Annotated in this window: 18 protein-coding genes; 7 read left to right on the forward strand and 11 right to left on the reverse strand. The window is 33.6% G+C overall.

The window, feature by feature from the left end; all coding sequences use genetic code 11:
* Positions 1 to 29 precede the first annotated feature (29 nt).
* Positions 30 to 713 (reverse strand): peptidoglycan DD-metalloendopeptidase family protein, encoded by a 684-nt coding sequence (locus QMA06_RS06995; RefSeq protein WP_290206154.1) that lies wholly within the window; start codon positions 711 to 713, stop codon positions 30 to 32.
* A 320-nt stretch (positions 714 to 1,033) separates the two neighbouring features.
* Between QMA06_RS06995 and QMA06_RS07000 the strand changes: the two genes are divergently transcribed.
* Genes QMA06_RS07000 through QMA06_RS07020 form a run of 5 tightly spaced genes read left to right on the forward strand, consistent with a single transcriptional unit; the run spans position 1,034 to position 5,678 of the window.
* Positions 1,034 to 1,600 (forward strand): DUF2911 domain-containing protein, encoded by a 567-nt coding sequence (locus QMA06_RS07000; RefSeq protein ID WP_290206155.1) that lies wholly within the window; start codon positions 1,034 to 1,036, stop codon positions 1,598 to 1,600.
* 17 nt (positions 1,601 to 1,617) lie between these two features.
* Positions 1,618 to 2,697 carry a methylmalonyl Co-A mutase-associated GTPase MeaB gene (gene meaB / locus QMA06_RS07005; RefSeq protein ID WP_290206156.1) on the forward strand — a complete coding sequence of 360 codons (1,080 nt, stop codon included), beginning with the start codon at positions 1,618 to 1,620 and terminating at the stop codon, positions 2,695 to 2,697.
* A gap of 41 nt (positions 2,698 to 2,738) precedes the next feature.
* On the forward strand, positions 2,739 to 3,455 hold the full coding sequence (locus tag QMA06_RS07010; RefSeq protein WP_290206157.1) for a glycosyltransferase family 2 protein: 717 nt from the start codon (positions 2,739 to 2,741) through the stop codon (positions 3,453 to 3,455).
* Positions 3,452 to 4,075, forward strand: a complete 624-nt coding sequence (locus QMA06_RS07015) for a lipid-A-disaccharide synthase N-terminal domain-containing protein (protein ID WP_290206158.1) — start codon at positions 3,452 to 3,454, stop codon at positions 4,073 to 4,075. The genes QMA06_RS07010 and QMA06_RS07015 overlap by 4 nt, the downstream gene beginning before the upstream one ends.
* Positions 4,068 to 5,678: an ArnT family glycosyltransferase gene (locus QMA06_RS07020; protein WP_290206159.1), complete on the forward strand. Its 1,611-nt coding sequence runs from the start codon at positions 4,068 to 4,070 to the stop codon at positions 5,676 to 5,678. Before QMA06_RS07015 ends, QMA06_RS07020 begins: the two co-directional genes overlap by 8 nt.
* Before the next feature lie 6 nt (positions 5,679 to 5,684).
* On the opposite strand, the gene QMA06_RS07025 is transcribed toward QMA06_RS07020, so the two are convergent.
* The 6 genes from QMA06_RS07025 to QMA06_RS07050 form a co-directional block, all read right to left on the reverse strand.
* On the reverse strand, positions 5,685 to 6,257 hold the full coding sequence (locus QMA06_RS07025; protein WP_290206160.1) for a phosphatase PAP2 family protein: 573 nt from the start codon (positions 6,255 to 6,257) through the stop codon (positions 5,685 to 5,687).
* Positions 6,257 to 6,484 (reverse strand): hypothetical protein, encoded by a 228-nt coding sequence (locus tag QMA06_RS07030; RefSeq protein ID WP_290206161.1) that lies wholly within the window; start codon positions 6,482 to 6,484, stop codon positions 6,257 to 6,259. The genes QMA06_RS07025 and QMA06_RS07030 overlap by 1 nt, the downstream gene beginning before the upstream one ends.
* 237 nt (positions 6,485 to 6,721) lie before the next feature.
* Positions 6,722 to 8,104 carry an MATE family efflux transporter gene (locus tag QMA06_RS07035; RefSeq protein WP_290206162.1) on the reverse strand — a complete coding sequence of 461 codons (1,383 nt, stop codon included), beginning with the start codon at positions 8,102 to 8,104 and terminating at the stop codon, positions 6,722 to 6,724.
* Positions 8,105 to 8,340: 236 nt separating this feature from the next.
* The gene (locus QMA06_RS07040; protein ID WP_290206163.1) at positions 8,341 to 8,823 is read right to left on the reverse strand and encodes a hypothetical protein; all 483 of its coding nucleotides are present in this window, start codon (positions 8,821 to 8,823) and stop codon (positions 8,341 to 8,343) included.
* 500 nt (positions 8,824 to 9,323) lie between these two features.
* Complete coding sequence (locus QMA06_RS07045) at positions 9,324 to 10,781, reverse strand: potassium/proton antiporter (RefSeq protein ID WP_290206164.1); 1,458 nt, start codon at positions 10,779 to 10,781, stop codon at positions 9,324 to 9,326.
* A gap of 157 nt (positions 10,782 to 10,938) precedes the next feature.
* The gene (locus QMA06_RS07050) at positions 10,939 to 11,457 is read right to left on the reverse strand and encodes a DUF3124 domain-containing protein (protein WP_290206165.1); all 519 of its coding nucleotides are present in this window, start codon (positions 11,455 to 11,457) and stop codon (positions 10,939 to 10,941) included.
* Between the two features lie 132 nt (positions 11,458 to 11,589).
* Here QMA06_RS07050 and QMA06_RS07055 point away from each other — a divergent pair, with 132 nt between their 5' ends.
* Entirely contained in the window at positions 11,590 to 12,093 is a 504-nt protein-coding gene (locus tag QMA06_RS07055; RefSeq protein WP_290206166.1) for a hypothetical protein, read from the forward strand.
* A gap of 115 nt (positions 12,094 to 12,208) precedes the next feature.
* Here the strand turns inward: QMA06_RS07055 and QMA06_RS07060 are convergent, their stop codons facing one another.
* The 4 genes from QMA06_RS07060 to QMA06_RS07075 all read right to left on the reverse strand — a co-directional run bounded on the left by QMA06_RS07060 (position 12,209) and on the right by QMA06_RS07075 (position 17,153).
* A complete protein-coding gene (locus QMA06_RS07060) occupies positions 12,209 to 13,150 on the reverse strand; it encodes an NAD(P)H-dependent flavin oxidoreductase (RefSeq protein ID WP_290206167.1) in 942 nt (313 codons plus the stop codon).
* Between the two features lie 183 nt (positions 13,151 to 13,333).
* Entirely contained in the window at positions 13,334 to 14,956 is a 1,623-nt protein-coding gene (locus QMA06_RS07065; protein ID WP_290206168.1) for a S8 family serine peptidase, read from the reverse strand.
* Between the two features lie 106 nt (positions 14,957 to 15,062).
* Positions 15,063 to 16,250, reverse strand: a complete 1,188-nt coding sequence (gene mnmA, locus QMA06_RS07070; RefSeq protein ID WP_290206169.1) for a tRNA 2-thiouridine(34) synthase MnmA — start codon at positions 16,248 to 16,250, stop codon at positions 15,063 to 15,065.
* A 192-nt stretch (positions 16,251 to 16,442) separates the two neighbouring features.
* A complete protein-coding gene (locus QMA06_RS07075; protein ID WP_290206170.1) occupies positions 16,443 to 17,153 on the reverse strand; it encodes a toxin-antitoxin system YwqK family antitoxin in 711 nt (236 codons plus the stop codon).
* A 65-nt stretch (positions 17,154 to 17,218) separates the two neighbouring features.
* Between QMA06_RS07075 and QMA06_RS07080 the strand changes: the two genes are divergently transcribed.
* On the forward strand, positions 17,219 to 18,202 hold the full coding sequence (locus tag QMA06_RS07080) for a fasciclin domain-containing protein (RefSeq protein WP_290206171.1): 984 nt from the start codon (positions 17,219 to 17,221) through the stop codon (positions 18,200 to 18,202).
* Positions 18,203 to 18,263: the final 61 nt, after the last annotated feature.

An 18,263-nucleotide genomic window follows, 5' to 3' on the forward strand; every position in this document is an offset into this window, starting at 1 on the left:
ACGAGAATATCATATTCGTAGTTTTCTTTTTATATTTTTAAAAGCAAATTAGGATCAGGACAATTTTGTTTGTAAAACTCAATACCTTGTTTTGAACATACGCCAGGGTAATCACCTTTGTAATTCTGAATATCCCTTATAATCTGAAAATGTAAATGTGGTGGGTAGTCCCCATTCACTTCTGCAGTTCCTAAAGTTGCTATTTGTTCTCCCTGCTTTACTTCTACTCCAACTTCTAATTGCCATAGAGATTCTAAACTCAAATGACCATATAATGTGTAAAATACTACATCATTTATGTCGTGTTTCAAAATAATAGTCGGCCCATAACCACCGTGATTGGTATTGTTTTTAAAACTATGAATAGTACCATTTAAGGGTGCAAAAATTGGTGTATTGGCTTCAGACCATAAATCTAAACCTAAGTGAATATTTCGTTCTGTTTCATGATTCGTTCGGTTGAAATATGTGCTACGTCGGTAAATGCCTCGCTGCTCTAGATATCCGCCATAGGCTACTTTAGCTTGGTGTATTGCTATATACTTCCAAATAAATTGCTGCAATTCGTTGGATGAAGAAATATCTACGGCACTTAAATTAAAATTATGTAGTGATAAATTAATGTGAATAAAATCACTTGGTGATATACTAGAATCGACTAATGGATGCGGTTTGAATGACTTTAAAAAACCTTCAAAATTTGAAACAGACATAAAAAATAAAATTTCTTTAAAAATAGTAAACTATCTTAAAGAAATGAGAAGAAAAAAATGAGAAGCGAAAAATCTTATTTTAATGCCACTTGCAATCTTTATTTTCTACATGATAATTGCGTTCTGTAAGCGAATGCTGTAGTATTTAAAAATTTCTGATATGTATTTGTGGTCATAGCTTTCTATTAAAAACAACAACACATTATAAGATTTGCTTAAAATTCGGCGTTTGTATATATAAAGTTAGAGATTTCAATTATCTTTAATTCTTAAACACCTAAGTTTGTGAAATTTTAAACTAAAATCTCTTAAGGTTAATTATGCTAAAACGCCTCCTCATTGTCTTGTCTATTTTGGCTATAGGCTTACTTATATATTCTGTATTTGTTGAAAACATTTTTTCCGAACGATTGAGTCCTAAGGATTCTGCGGAAATCGCACTTAACGATTTAAAATTGACGGTAGAATACAACAGACCTTCTAAACGCGAACGTGAAGTCTTTGGCGCTCTGGTTCCCTTTGATAAAGTTTGGCGAACTGGTGCCAACGAAGCCACTACGTTTGAAACCAACAAAGATCTTTTAATAGATGGCATTAGGCTAAAAAAAGGAAAATATACTATTTGGACTGTACCCATGAAAGATACGTGGAAAGTAATGTTAAATTCCAAGCAATATGAATGGGGTGTTAATGAAAAAATGGAACCTATGTGGGATCCGAATTTTGATGCCCTAGACCTTGAAGTTCCAACACAGCAATTAGACGAAATCGCAGAAAAGTTTACGATTGCCTTTGATAACAAAACGGGAAATTTAAAATTAACCATGGCTTGGGACGATACTTTTATTGAAGTTCCTATAAAAGAATACTCGGAAATAAATCCGTAACCCATTGATTAAAACGTGTGGCCAAGAAAAACAAAACATATAAATCTGCTTTGCAAGAAAAGGACGGAGTTGAATCACCAAACAGTTTAAATCCTAATATTGCCAAATCAATAAAAGCGAAGCGTAAAGTACAGCCTTCAGTCGCTGAATTAGTTTCAGGTATTACATCAGAAAATATAACATCTCTAAGTAGAGCAATTACTTTCGTAGAAAGTACCAATCCTTCGCATTCTAAAAAAGCAAATGCTATTATTACTGAATGTTTGCCCTTTGCGAATAAATCTATTCGTATAGGAATAACAGGAGTACCGGGTGTGGGAAAAAGCACTTTTATTGAAGCATTCGGAATCCATCTCACTTCATTAGGTCATAAAGTAGCAGTCTTAGCGGTAGACCCAAGTAGTAGTTTAAGCAAAGGCAGTATTTTGGGAGATAAAACCCGAATGGAAGATCTCGTAAGAAACAGTAAGGCATTTATTAGACCATCTCCTTCTGGTACGTCTTTAGGTGGTGTTGCCCGAAAAACTCGTGAAACCATCATTTTGTGCGAAGCGGCCGGGTTTGACACAATTATTATCGAAACGGTCGGTGTTGGGCAAAGCGAAACAGCCGTTCATAGCATGGTAGATTTCTTTTTGCTATTGAAATTAGCCGGTGCTGGTGATGAGCTGCAAGGCATTAAGCGTGGTATTATTGAAATGGCAGATGCCATTGTGATTAACAAAGCGGATGGCGAAAATATAAAAGCCGCAAAATCTGCTAAAGTAGAATTCAATAGAGCTTTACATTTATATCCTCAGAAAGCCTCACAATGGTCACCAAAAGTATCGCTTTGTAGTGCTTTAAAACGCGAAGGTATTTCTGAAGTCTGGGTTATGATTCAAGAATATACCGAGACTACCAAAGCAAACCATTATTTTACATCCCATAGAAATAACCAGAATAAGTTTTGGTTGCTTCAAACAATTGAAGATCGTTTAAAATCGAACTTTTATAATTCTGCTGAAATAAAAACAGCTTTACAAAATCAAATTGAACTGGTTGAAACTGGAAAAACAACCCCCTTCGCTGCTGCTGAGTATTTACTTTCTTTGTAATATAAAAAAGAATACTTTTGTGCCGACTAAGAAAATAACTAATGACGTATAAGTTTACCATCATTGTTCCTGTTTATAATGAGGAAGCAAATTTAGAACGTGTAGAAACGGAACTTTCTAATTATCTAGAAATCGCAAGTGTTCCTACTTCTATACTTTTTGTTAATGATGGATCTTCCGATAATAGTCAAGCACTAATCGAATCTATTTGTGAGCGTAACGCTGCTTTCCAATACATTTTATTTAAACAAAATAGAGGTTTAAGCGCGGCTATAAAAGCTGGTTTTGATTACGTTGAATCTGAATTGGTGGGATACATTGATTCTGACTTGCAAACAGCTCCAGAAGATTTTAATAAGCTTTTAGAGCATATAGATTCTTATCACTTAGTAACAGGGGTTCGCTCTAACCGAAAAGATTCGTTTGTAAAAAATATGTCCTCTAAAATTGCAAATGGTATAAGACGCACATTTACACACGATGGCATGGATGATACGGGTTGTCCGCTTAAAGTCATTAGAACGGATTATGCTAAACGTATCCCAATGTTTAGGGGTCTACACCGCTTCTTACCTGCAATGGTGATGTTGCAAAATGGTCGGGTGATACAAATCCCTGTTCAGCATTTTCCGCGACTTGCTGGTACAGCGAATTTCGGAGTTTGGAATCGCCTTCTTGGTCCTCTTATGGATTGCTTTGCTTATCTATGGATGAAGAAAAAATATATTAATTACGAAGTGTTTAAATCTAGTAAATGAAAGATTGGTTCATTTACGGCATTGGATTTTTAGCTCAGATATTGTTTTCTTCTCGGCTAATAATTCAGTGGATAACTTCAGAAAAACAAGGAAAGGTAATTACTCCAAAAATATTTTGGACATTAAGTTTAATGGCATCCTTCCTCTTGTTTATTTATGGTTATTTACGCTTAGATTTTGCTATTATGTTGGGACAGAGTTTAACCTATTTCATTTATATACGAAATCTACAACTACAAGGGCAATGGCAGAAATTCCCTAAAATAATTCAGTATTTGTTGGTATTCGCTCCTATATTAATTGTGTTGTTTTACTTTAACAACAATAAAATTGATGTTGATTTGCTCTTTAAAAATGCTGATATTCCGAACTGGTTATTAGTATTGGGAATTGTAGCCCAAGTTGTTTTTACCTTAAGGTTCGTCTATCAATGGATTTATTCTGAGCGAAAAAAAGAATCTAGTTTACCCTTAGAATTTTGGATACTCAGTTTGGTAGGAGCCGGATTAATACTAACCTACGCCATTTTCAGAAAAGATCCTGTATTATTTATCGGCCATTTATTCGGACTGATAATTTATGCACGTAATGCGTATTTAATCAGAAAGAACAATGATTAAGTTTATCGAAAAACAGCCAGTAGTAAGTCTTTTACTTTTCGTTATTTTAATGTTAGGGTTTACCATAGACTCCATTCCAGTAACTATAATGGAAGCGCGTAATTTCATTTCGGCTAGAGAAATGCTTACCGATAACAATTGGATATTAACTACCATGAATGGGGAAGCTCGATACCAAAAACCACCCTTACCTACATGGATTACGGCCATGTTCGGTTACCTATTTGGTATAAAATCTGTTTTAGCACTACGCTGGCCTGCACTTCTCTTTTTAGCAAGTATTGGAATTTCAATATATTTCATCTCTAAAAAGCTAGAACTAAATAAAGCACTCAGCTTAATAAATGGTTTTATTGTATTAACGTCTTTTTATTGTATCGGTATTACCATAGAAGCCCCATGGGATATTTACACACATGGCTTTATGCTTATGGCATTATATCAATTATTTATTTTGTTCAAAAGCGAAAAAACGGTGATTTTAAGAAGTTTACTGTTTGTCATATTTTTAGCTGGTTCTATATTATCTAAAGGTCCTGTTTCTCTTTATGTATTGTTTTTACCTTTTATAATTACCTATGGCATTGTTTTTAAATTTAAAGGAAAACCTATCCACTTTTTAAAATTAATCAGTCTGCTAATCTTCGGATTGGTTTTAGGCGGTTGGTGGTATTTTCACGTGAGAATTGCCGATCCTGAAACTTTCACCAGAATTGCGGAACGTGAAACTTCTAATTGGAGCAGTTATAATGTGAGACCTTTTTATTACTATTGGAGTTTCTTTATTCAGAGTGGCTTATGGACAGTCCCCGCTTTTATCAGTTTATTGTATCCTTATCTTAAATCTCGAGTAACCAATTTAAAGGCTTATCAATTTAGTTTTTATTGGACAATCTTTGCAGTGATACTTTTGTCTATTATCCCTGAAAAGAAATCGCGTTATTTAATGCCAGTATTACTTCCGTTAGCTATAAATATCGGGTTTTATATTGACTATTTAATTCGAGAATTCAAGCATTTAATGACAAAAAAGGAAATTATTCCTGTTTATTTTCATTTTGGATTAATTGGCACAATTGCTATTCTATTCTGGGTCTCTGGCTTCTTCTTAGCGTCCTCATTTACAGACTCGACTTGGGTAAGATTTACGATTACGAGTCTACTTTTAGCTTTAATTGGTTTTTTTATTTTGAAACATCTCAAAGCAAAAAATATTAAAATTGTGTTTTATCTGGTTGTTGTGTTTATGCTAAGTATTGGTCTTTTGGCATTGCCTTTAGCGAAAACTCAATCTCAAGAAAACTATAGACCGCTTTCTGAACTTTCAGCAGATCGCTTATCTCTTTATACGTTAGACGGTATATCGCCTGAAGCTATTTATAGTTATGGTGATAAAATTCCGAGTATAAAATCTAAAGAAGGTATTATAATTCCAAAGGAAACAGAATTTAGACTATTAACCAGTGACTCTAAGCCTGAAGATATACAGGAACTATCAAAGCTATACACTATTGAATTTATAGCCACTTACGATTTAAATTTTTCAGCGAGAGATTATAAATCGAGACTAGTGAATCAGCTCTATAAACTGACACGAAAATAACAAAGGTTATTGTTGCAATGAAAATCGCTTAATTAGATATTGTGCCAATTTAAAAAAACCAAATCCAGACAATCCGCCAAATGTTAATCCACAAATAATATCAATAGGGTAATGGACTCCAACATAAATACGACTGTAAGCTACTACCAAACTCCAAACTAATAAAAGATATATTAAATTTTTAAAATAAGGTTTTAGCAACAAACCTGCAAAAATGGCCGTAGACATGGAGTTAGAAGCATGGCCAGAGAAAAATCCGTATTTACCACAACGTGGAGCTATAAAACGTGTTAAATCCACTATGCCTTCTGCCCTACACGGCCTAGGACGTTGAAATGTATCTTTGAATACGTTTGTAATTTGGTCAGTAAACGTAATCATAGCGGCAATAATTACAACTATTAGCAATAACGCTTTCCAACCTAGTCTCTTATAAATTAAGAATAATAAAGTAGCATATAATGGTATAGACGAAAACTTATAGGTAATTACTAGCCATAAATCATCCCAAGTTTCTGACCCCCAATTATTAAGATATAAAAAAAGCTCTTTATCGTATTGTAAAATTTGATCTAACATTAATCGTCGTATCTCTCAATTTCCCTATCGTAAAAATCCGTGGCCTGTTGAATATAGTTCTCCGTTTCTGTTTCTAATTCTTTCTCATCATGTTGGTCGAACTCTTCAAACCATTCTACCTCATCATTTTCGAGATTGATAATAAAACGAGGAAATTCCGTGTGAATAATAAAAATTGCCTCTGGATAATCTGTATTATCGCCTAGTATGAATTTTGGTAGTTCCATGTTTTGTTGTTAGTTTAAAGTATTAAAAGCACCTAGAAATATAAGTATTTAGACCTTTAGTTACTAGCCACAAAAATAATAAATGAATTTGAGTTAATAGGTGTAAAACACTTAAAGTGTCTATAGTTATAGGTACTTATAATTTTCTATTCTTTAATTCTACGTGAGTACTTCAAGATCCTTTTAAATATTTATAGGTTCTATTGACCACATGAGCATGATGCACTCAAAGTACTTTTAATCTTTAGTATTCTTTAAAATTAGGCGCTTTGTTAAAATATTAAAACGAATAAACAATAATATTGCAGCCACACTTAATGCGAGAATTAGGCCAATCCAAATACCAAGACTTCCATAGGCATCCTCTTTCCCTAGATAATAACTAATAGGAAAGCCAACAACCCAATATGAAATAAACGTAATTAAAGTTGGAATCTTAACATCTTGTAAACCCCGTAAAGCACCCAAAGCAATAACTTGAAGGCTATCACTAATTTGAAAAACCGCGGCAGCCAATAAAAGTGTAGACGCAATAGAAACTACTTCTGCCGCATCCATAGCATTTTCAGGATCATCTAAATCGACGTATAAATCGGGTAAAAACGTATGAAAAACCACAAAGAATAGAGCGAAAATTACCGCAAAAATAAAACCAACAAAAAAGATGGACTCTGCAATGCGTTTTAAAGCTTTGAAATCTTTTAACCCTTTTTGGTTACCAACTCTAACCATCGCAGCCACGCTTAAGCCTGTAGCAACCATAAAAGTCATAGACGATAAATTCAGTGCAATTTGATTTGCTGCTTGGGCATTGGCACCGAGCGTTCCACTTAACCAAATGGCAGCTGTAAAAATTCCGACTTCAAAAAACATTTGCATTGCACTCGGCAGTCCCAAATTGCTTAACTTTATTAAAGGTTGTTTTCTTAATTGGAAAAATTTAATATTTGTAACGTACGCTTTAGATTTTTTACGCTTTGCGAGAAGCCACCATAAATAAGCTACCATAACAAAACGAGACACAAGAGTTCCTACCGCTGCACCCACAATACCCATTTCAGGAAAACCAAATTTCCCAAAAATAAGTACGTAGTTAATGGCGACATTCAACACATTGGCTACAATTGTGGCAAACATTGGATACTTCGTTAAGGACAAACCATCGCTAAATTGCTTAAATGCCTGAAAAACTATTAATGGCACTAAAGAAAAGGCGACTAAATCTAAATACGGAATGGCCAAATCTACTACTTCTTCTGGCTGATCCATAATGTACATTAGGGGCTTAGCAAACAGCAGAATTACAAATAATATTAGACCTAAAATTGTGCAGAGAAAAAGACCATGCTTAAATACTGATTTTCCTTTTTCGAAATTATTCTCCGTATCGGCTTCGGCCACTAAAGGAGTAATTGCAGTAGAAAATCCAATACCCAACGACATAGCAATGAATATAAAACTGTTACCCAAAGATACCGCTGCTAATTCCGCAGCCCCCAATTGGCCTACCATTACGTTATCTACAAAACTAACAAAAGTATGACCAAGCATGCCTAGCATTACTGGTGATGCAAGTTTGAGATTGTATTTAAATTCCTTAGTATAATTACTTAAAACCATTGTGCAAAAGTAACAATTAGAGTTAGTATTTTACCTTTAAAATTTTGTAAAAAAGGCTAAATTTATTTATGATTTTACCGTGGACTTTATAAGCTAGTTCTAAGTTAGTTTTAGGTTAGTTCTAAGTTAATAACCTCGAAATTTAAGCTCAAAATTCAATATTAAAAAATAGAAATGCACAAATAATAACTTATCGACTTGTTAGCCAAGTTATTATTTATGCATTTTAACTACGTTTACTCATCGTTATTGTTCAGTACATTTATAGTGATTTTCTTCCATTTTTCTATAGATTGAAGTTCACCACTCAATTGATAACTTTCATTAACATTATAGAACTCTAAAACATCTTCTTGTTTCATTACACCTTTATAACTAAGCTGCAAATGTAGTTGTTGTATTATTTTTTCATCTTTAATTGATCGGTTAGTATTAATCACTTTGCTATCAATTACCTGAGACAACTCAATTACCTGTTCTTTATAATCATCATTATTTTTTTTTATAAAAAACAACCTTTTATTATGCTTATCTATACCTATTGCATACCGTCCGCAAACTTCAATTTCTGTTAATTTACTTTGGTGTTTTGTAGCAATATTCTTTAATACTTTTAGTATTTCTTTTTCTTTTCGTTTTGTATTTATACTTATAAGTGCAAATGGTATTGCACAAAGAATAACACAAACAGAGCCAACTATGGCTGTTCCTAAATCCATTTTTATTTTATTTAAAATTTTGATATAATAATTCTAATACGTCGTGATTATCCACGGCGTACGAATACGTTTAGTTTTACATTAACTGAAGATTAAAACGTAAAAATTACCAAAAATTATGAAAAGGAAAAATGAGATCTGACTTTCGAAATCGGACTCTAATAGTTTGTAAATGATTATTATACTGCCTGAATTGTGAAAGATATTGCAATTCTTGAGAGACCGTATGCTTAATAAAATCATCAAAAGACAATTTGAATTCAGGTGAAATATTTAATTCGCCTGATGGTAATATATTTTCTGATTGTATAGTATGAAGAAAATGTATTTTAGTATTCTTAACTAAATAATCTTGCTGTTCAGAAGTATTTTGAACAGTATTAAAATTAGAGTTCTTAAGATTTATTGCAGAAACAGATACCCCAAAACAATAAATTGTAATGAGTAGAACTATTTTTAATATGTGATTAAAATTGTTCACTTTTTAATATCTGTATGCTTTATGCAAGTACATTTTGTACTTCATTTAAACTGTTTTCATTATCTAACAAAACGACTAGCGTATCATTGGCTTTTATTACCGTAGCTCCTACCGGACGAACATATTTATTATTACGCTTAATCATAACAATAAATGCAGAACTTGGAAAATGCAAATCTACAATTCGTTTATCAATTGCAAAACTATCTGGCGAAATAGTTATTTCCTCCATTTCAGATTTTGGTAAATTGAGTATATATCTATCATTTTGAGCGATAGGTTTCACTTTTTCTGGCAGCGCCACATGAAGCCATTTTGCTAAAATTGATAACGTTGTTCCTTGTATAAGAACAGACGTGACGGAAATAAAAAAGACAATATTAAAAATCACATTTGCTTTATCTATACCTGCTAAGAGCGGATAGGTAGCAAAAACAATAGGTACTGCCCCACGTAACCCTACCCAAGAGATATAAAAACGTCTTCTAAGTTTCATTTTAAAAAACATTAAACTTAGAAATACACTAATAGGACGCGCCACAATAATCAGAAACATTGATATAAGTAAACCAATACCCATATATGGAATGATTTGAGAGGGAAAAACCAATAAACCTAAAGTAAGGAATAGCACAATTTGCATTAGCCATGCTATACCATCAAACATTTTTAAGATTGTCCCTTTATGTATTAAATCTTGATTCCCCAAATAAACGGCACAGATATATATCGCCAAAAAACCGTTACCTCCAACAAAATCTGTTGCTGAAAAGGTGATGAACATTAGTGCTATTACTAAAACAGGATACAATCCTTCAAAACCTAATTCTATTTTATTGATTATAAGTTTACTTAATTTTCCAAAAGCGAATCCCGCAACGGCTCCGAAAATCATTTGCTGAAAAAATAATGGAATTATAGACCATAAATTTTGATCTTGATGTATAACTAAAGTTAAAAATGCTAACGTTAATACATAAGCCATAGGGTCATTACTACCACTTTCTAATTCTAAAGTAGGTCTAAGATTACTTTTTAAAGCGAGATTTTTTGAACGTAAAATAGAAAATACTGCCGCAGCATCAGTAGAAGACACAATTGAACCTAACAGCATACTCTCATAAACCGTTAGACCTGTAACACACCATACAAATGTCCCTAGCGTAACAGCTGTTAATAACACTCCTAAAGTAGATAACATTAATCCTTCTTTGAGAATGGGTTTAACGGCTTTAAAATTAGTATCTAAACCCCCTGAAAACAAAATAAAATTTAGTGACACAATACCTATAAATTGCGCCAGTTTAGGATCATTAAAGCGAATACCTGCAATTCCATCTGAGCCAGCCAACATACCTATTGCCAAGAAGAGAATAAGCGTCGGAACACCAAACTTGTAAGATGTTTTACCAACTATAATACTTATAAAAAGCAACAGTGAACCTACTAAAAGGATATTTTCGGTAGTTAAATTCATTTATTAATCTCAACGTTTAGCATTGCCAAATTTAAAGCTTTTATAAAGAGCGTACCAATACGTTTTCTTAAAAGAAATTTAATTTTTTTCAGGTTCACTTAAGGCTAAAACAATATTATTTTAACAACTTCTAAGTTTATTAAAATTATTAAATAAATTAACGAATTCGTTTAGCATGAGTTATAAAAGATAACCCTTGCTGACCAGCAGTAGAAGTCATTACACCTTCAAAAAGTGGCTCTGGACAGTTCTTAGGAATTTTCCAATCAAAGATAAAATTAGATCCTGTACCTCCTGTAACATCGGCTTCATCGATGACAATTTCTATGGTCTCTAAAGGTGCTAAATACACCGTTTTTTTGACATAGCGCTGTAAAAGTGCTCCGTGGGTATCATAATAATCAACATTGGTCAAATAAATGGTATCCTTCATACTTGTATTTCTAAGACTTACCATTGCTGTGAGATTATACGTTTTATGTTGTGAGAAACTATAAATCTGGGAATAAATCGATAAATACGAATGGCCTGACTCTAAAGAATCGTTGTTAGACAACTTGATTGCTCTCTTTTTCCAATTTACCTTTATCGGGTCTTCGTTCTTTTCTAAGTTTATCTTGTTATCACAAGCATAAAAACTACAAATTATAATGATAAAGAAAGTTATGTGTTTCATTGAATATAAATTAAGTCCATAAACAAAAATAATAGTTTTGTATTTAGATAAGGTAATTATTTACAGTGATTGAGTTAAGCTACTCTCAAAGATTAAATTATTTTGCTAAAGATCAATTAATACAAACAAATTATGAAAAAAATTAGTATTTTATTATTTACGGCAGCTTTAATTTTTATAAGCTGTGATGACAACAAGAAAAACATGACTAATCAGTTCGATATTTTAATGAAAGAAAGTGATAGTATTGAAGTTGCACATACCAAATTTGCGGATACTCATAAGCAAATGGTTAATGAACACAACGCATTTTCAGAAGAACTGAATGGCATGGAATTACAAGATTCAACGATTTTAGATGATGTTGCCAAGCATGGAGTAATGCTAGAAAGACATGACGCAATCTTAATGAGTCATAATGAGATTATGAAATCACACAGCAATTTAAGAGCAAAATTCGATAATTTATCTGATGTTGAAAAAACGGCAAAAATTGAAGAAATGGAGAAAGGACACGACAAAATGATGCGTGAGCATGCAACCATGAAAGATGAGCATGACGCAATGAAAACAGATTATAATACAATTAGAGAAAAAATTTCTGATACCGAGGAGAATAAAAATGACATGAAATAGAAAAATTTATTTTTATCGTAAAAGGAAAATTCCGTGATGCTTTATCACGGAATTTTTAATTTTATAGTAACCATCACTAACCAGGTATCTACTAAAAGCTATATTTAAAGTATTATTAAATGGTACTCACCCATTTTTTCATGTTTTCAAATTCAGCAATTATATCCTCCACTATCTCAGCAACTGGTTTTACATCGTGGATTAACCCAGAAATTTGACCTATTTCAAGCTCTCCATTTTCCAAATCGCCTTCAAACATACCACGTTTGGCTCTAGCTCGTCCTAGTAACTTAATGAGTTGCTCTGGTGTTGGACTCGTTTTATAAAGCTCCTGGATCTCAATAAAGAATTTATTTTTTATTAATCTTACAGGAGCCAATTCTTTCAAGGTTAATTGGGTATCTCCTTCTTTCGCATCCACCACTACTTGTTTAAAAGCTTGGTGCGCAGAGGATTCTTCACTTGCAACAAAACGACTTCCCACTTGAACTCCATCGGCACCTAAAACCATACAAGCTAACATCGCTTTTCCGGTGGCAATACCACCTGCAGCAATTAGAGGAATTTGAAGTTGCTCCTTTACCATTGGTATTAACGTTAATGTTGTAGTTTCATCTCTTCCGTTGTGTCCTCCAGCTTCAAAACCTTCAGCTACCACAGCATCGACCCCGGCCTCTTGTGCTTTAAGTGCAAATTTCACACTACTAACTACATGTACAACGGTTATGCCTTTATCTTGTAACCACTTTGTCCAAGTTTTCGGATTTCCTGCAGATGTAAAAACAATTTTCACCTCTTCTTCTACAATAATATCCATAATTTCCTGAATATTGGGATATAACATCGGGACATTAACACCAAATGGCTTATCAGTTGCCGCTTTACATTTTTGAATATGTTCACGCAAAACATCTGGATACATAGAACCTGCACCGATTAAACCTAATATACCCGAATTACTTGATGCAGCCGCCAATCGCCAACCACTATTCCATATCATTCCTGCTTGAATTATTGGATATTTAATATTAAAAAGTTCTGTAACTCTGTTGTTCATTATATTTAATTATCAGTTATATAAATGCTAAAATTCGGCAATTCAGATGAGTTTCTCGAACGAAATGGGTGAAATTTTTGATTGGAAAACACACTGAGGATATGCAACAAATTTCAATAGTGGCTTATATGATTAAAATCTATAAAATTTTTAAGGTTTAACACTGCTTAATTTTTAGATCTTCTAATTAGAACTCCGGATAAATTTGAAAGTTCTTGAGTATTTATTAGCCGAAATCTTCAGTAAATATAAACCTGGGGCTAAATCTAAGACATTTATAATATTAGACTGTTCCGTTATAGTTTGATTCAAAATTAGTTGACCCAATTGATTATATATAACTATTTCAGCCCGATGGACCGATGAAGGTATCGAAAGATTCAATTCATGACGTACTGGATTGGGCTGGATATTAAAATCTTCAATCAAAACTTCAGGTATAGATAGCGCCATTGTTCTGGCTAAATCTAAATCTGGAATACCGTAACCTAGAAAATAATCTGGGGTTGTAAATTGTGAAGCCGATTGCCGAACAAAGTCCATAATGTCAGTTGGTGACGCCTCTGGTATTGCTTGCCATAACGAAGCAATGCCTCCGCACATTACAGGAGCACTAAAAGAGGTGCCATTATTCTGAACAATATTATTTAATTGATTTACAACAGACGTAGCTCCCCCTTTAGCCGCCACATCGGGTTTTACATACCCAACTTGAGCATCGCTCCCTTGCGAACTGAATGCTACATAGTTCTCATCTGCATCAACTGCAGCTATAGATAATACATTTGGAGAATCTGCTGGCGCACCAACCGTTTGCCAACTACTGGAACCAGAATTTCCGGCACTGACAACTACTAAAATACCTTTTTCAGCAGCAATGGAAGCTCCTTTAGTAATAAATGCCACTTGTCCGTTCATATCTGCCGGTGTATAATTATAGTTAGGATTATCGAAAACGGTGTAACCTAAAGACGTATTTATAATATCTACACCTAAGCTATCTGCACGCTCAGCAGCTTCTACCCAATAACTTTCCTCAACAGGATTTTCAGCTGATGAATCTTCCGTTCTAAACAAATAATAGGCGGCATCTGGTGCTGTACCCACAAACTGATTTTCTACAAAACCTGCCATAGTACTTAATACTTTAGTACCATGACTACTCCCAGTAAAGGCATATACATCTGTAGTTCTATCTACAAAATCGTAACCATTTAAAAGATTGTTGTTATTTCTTAAACGCTGAAATGCCCCCATAGTGTCTACATTCGGAAAACCAGAATCCATTACCGCAATCGTGATACCTTCACCTGTATAATCTGCGTCATGCAAATTATCAGCATTGATCATTTCGACTTGATTTAGGGTCTCGCCATAGGTAAAGGTTATAGTTTCTTCCTCTATATGGTTTTTATTGATATTGGCAATACCTCGGGATAATATGTTTAAATTATTATTAGCAAAATCAATATACTCTACGTAATCTAAATTAATTAAAGCACTAATATCCGCTTCTAAACCTCTCACATGAATTGCGTTGAACCATTTGGATTTTGCCATAACAACAATTCCAGATTGATTTTTTAAATCTGAAATATAAGATTCATTAACGGGCACATCACGTTCATCGATAGCCACATTATGATTCTGCTTTCTGTCTATTGCTTTTTGGCTAAGAATACTAATTGGGTTTGCAATTGAAGCTGTAACATTTGGCTTATCCGTTAAATAAACCCATGCATCTTCTTGTGCAAATGCTATGTTTATTACTAAAAAGAATAATAGTGATGCAATAGGTTTTTTCATGGTGATTTCTTTTAACTTGAAATTTAAAATATATACGCAAACCAAAGCTTCCAAGTTTCAAAAACCTTAAAAGTTTCAAAATTAATGGAATAGCTCATAACGCAAGTTAAGAAATTACTCCTGAACCTATGAGTTCATCTGCAATGTACCATGCAACAAACTGTCCTTCTGTTATTGCCGATTGTTTGTTTTTAAATTCGACATACAATCCAGAAGCCACCTTATGTAAGGTGGCATCTTCCAAATCTTGTCTATATCTAATCCTTGCCATAACGGACATAGATTGTCCTTCTTTTAAGGCTAAATCTTCTCTAACCCAATGTAATTCCTCATTAGATACAAATAATACATGTCTATATAAACCGGGATGTTGTTTGCCTTGACCTGTGTAAATAACATTTTCATTGACATCTGTATCTATAACGAATAAAGGTTCTACTGTGCCACCAACACCTAAACCTTTACGTTGACCTTTGGTAAAATAATGAGCGCCCTGATGCTTGCCCACAACTTTGCCATCTGATATTTTATAATCAGGTTTCTTGGAAAAATATGCTAGTTCGTTCTCTTTTGTGTCAAATATTGGTATACAATTATTATAAGTTTCAAAATTAGCATCCACTTCAACAATTACACCCTCTTTAGGCTTTAATTGTTGTTGTAAAAAATCTGGTAACCTCACTTTACCAATAAAGCATAAGCCTTGAGAATCCTTCTTCTCGGCAGTAATTAAATCTTGAGATTTGGCTATTGCCCTTACTTCGGACTTTTGCAGTTCGCCAATTGGGAATAAAGCTTTTGCTAATTGATTTTGGGATAATTGACAAAGAAAATAGGATTGGTCCTTATTAGAGTCCTCCCCTGATAATAGTTGATGAATTTCTTTGCCGTTCTTTTCAATCGTAGCTTTTCTACAATAATGACCTGTAGCTACGAAATCTGCACCTAATTCGAGTGCGATATCCATAAAGACGTCAAACTTTATCTCACGATTGCAAAGTACATCGGGATTTGGTGTACGTCCTTTCTCATATTCATCAAACATATAATCGACAATTCGCTCTTTATATTGTTCACTTAGATCAACAGTTTGAAACGGAATTCCCAATTTATCGGCCACTAACATAGCATCGTTACTATCCTCTAGCCACGGACACTCGTCTGAAATGGTTACAGAATCGTCGTGCCAATTTTTCATAAATAACCCTATAACTTCGTAACCTTGTTCCTTTAAGAGATGGGCTGCAACGCTAGAATCTACTCCTCCTGAAAGACCTACAATGACTCTTTTCATGTGTAATACCCGTAAAACAGGTGTTTTTTATTTTATTATTATGATTATGTCAAATATGTTCTAAATCCGCACAGAGCGACTTTCTATATATTCAACCTATTGGTTCGAAAAACTTCGGCAAAATTACAAAATAAAAAAAGCAATCCTGATAAGATTGCTATTTGAAAATGCTATCAATATAATAGAGTTAAACTATTCATTTTTTGAAATTACTTCTTGCTTGGTATGATCAATTTCTTTAGTGAGTTCCCCATTGTCATAATACCTCCAAACACCTTTTTTCTGGCTTTTAATGTAATTACCTTCCGAGGTTATATTTCCCTTAGCATCATAATTAGTATTTTTACCTTCTAAATGATCATCTTTATGAGTAGCTTGTCGTAAAAGTGTACCGTTTTCGGAAAACCATTTCGATGCCCCATGTAGTTTACCGTTCTTATAATGGGCAATTTCTGCAAGCTCTCCATTCTTGAAATACACCTTACGTTCACCTTCAAGTAAACCTTGTTTATTATAATTCTCCACAATCATCTTTTCTTTCGAATTTTTATGATAATAGATCCATTCGCCTATAAAACGTTTACCATTCATCTTACCTTTACTAATAACATGCTTCGTTGAAGCTAAGAATGTTACATCTGCAATACTATCAGTAGGATTAAAAACCTTAATGGCACTTAATACACTTTTACCATTAGATAGTGTATAGAATTTAAATGAATCTATTTCTTTACCGTGGTCAAAAACCCCTTCGTAACGCTTTTCGCTCGTCTTATGGTAATTCTTTGTCCACAACCCATGACGTTTGTTATTATCATCGAATTGATTAATTGGATTTTGAGCACGCGCATTTGTTAAAAATAATGTTAAAATTAAAATTATATAAATATTTTGTTTAATCATTTTGTATTTTTGTTAAACAAACCAATAATTGGTTTGAATGTTGAACAATTTTAAAACTCAAAAAAATGAAAATTATTTCAAAAAATGTCAAATTACTTTTAGTATTTCTAGTGGTTATAGGTCTTACTTCATGTAGTGATGACGACGATGGAAATGTAACCCCTGCACCTTCGACTATAGTTGATATTGCTTTAGAAAACAATTTAACCTCTTTAGCTGCAGCGTTACAAGCTACAGATCTAGTATCTACACTTCAAGGTGCCGGTCCATTTACAGTGTTTGCGCCGACCAATGAAGCCTTTGCTGATTTATTATCGGCTACAGGATTAGACTTAGACAATTTGTCTAGTGATGAAGAGGCTCTTGTAAGAAATATACTTTTAAATCACGTCATAGTTGGAGAAACTATTAACTCGACTGCATTGGTTAATGCTGGTTCTGGCTACACTAATACAGCTGCTGTAGGACCAAATAATGAGAATTTAAGTTTATATTACACTACATCAAACGGTGTAATGTTAAATGGTATGTCTACCGTAGTTACTGCTGATGTTACAGCGTCTAACGGTATTGTACATGTCGTGGATGCTGTAATTGAATTACCAACTATAGCGACATTTGCTACAACAAATCCGGCTTTGGAAACTTTAGTAGCGGCTTTAGCGTATGCAGACACAGGCTCACCAACCGTACCTTATATTGCTACAGTATCGGATGCTAATGCAGGACCTTTTACAGTATTCGCTCCAACAAATGATGCTTTCTCTAACTTATTAACTGAATTAAGCGTTTCTGGTTTATCGGATTTAGGAACTGACACTGTTGATGCCGTATTATTATACCATATCATTAGTGGAAACATACAGTCTTCAGGCTTACCAAACGGTACAGTTAGTACATTGGGAGGTGATATAACTGCTGATAATTCTGCCTTTACACTAACCGATGCCAATGGAAGAGTGAGTAATATTGTTGTATCACTTGTGGATATACAAAGTATGAATGGTGTTGTGCATGTAATTGACAAAGTAATTTTAACACCTCAATAATTAATAACACAACGTTATAAAACTTTTTTTTATAAGTAGTTGATTTTAGTTAGGTTAAAAG

It is taken from the genome of Winogradskyella bathintestinalis (genome assembly GCF_030407435.1).
In the GTDB taxonomy this organism is placed as follows: domain Bacteria; phylum Bacteroidota; class Bacteroidia; order Flavobacteriales; family Flavobacteriaceae; genus Winogradskyella; species Winogradskyella bathintestinalis.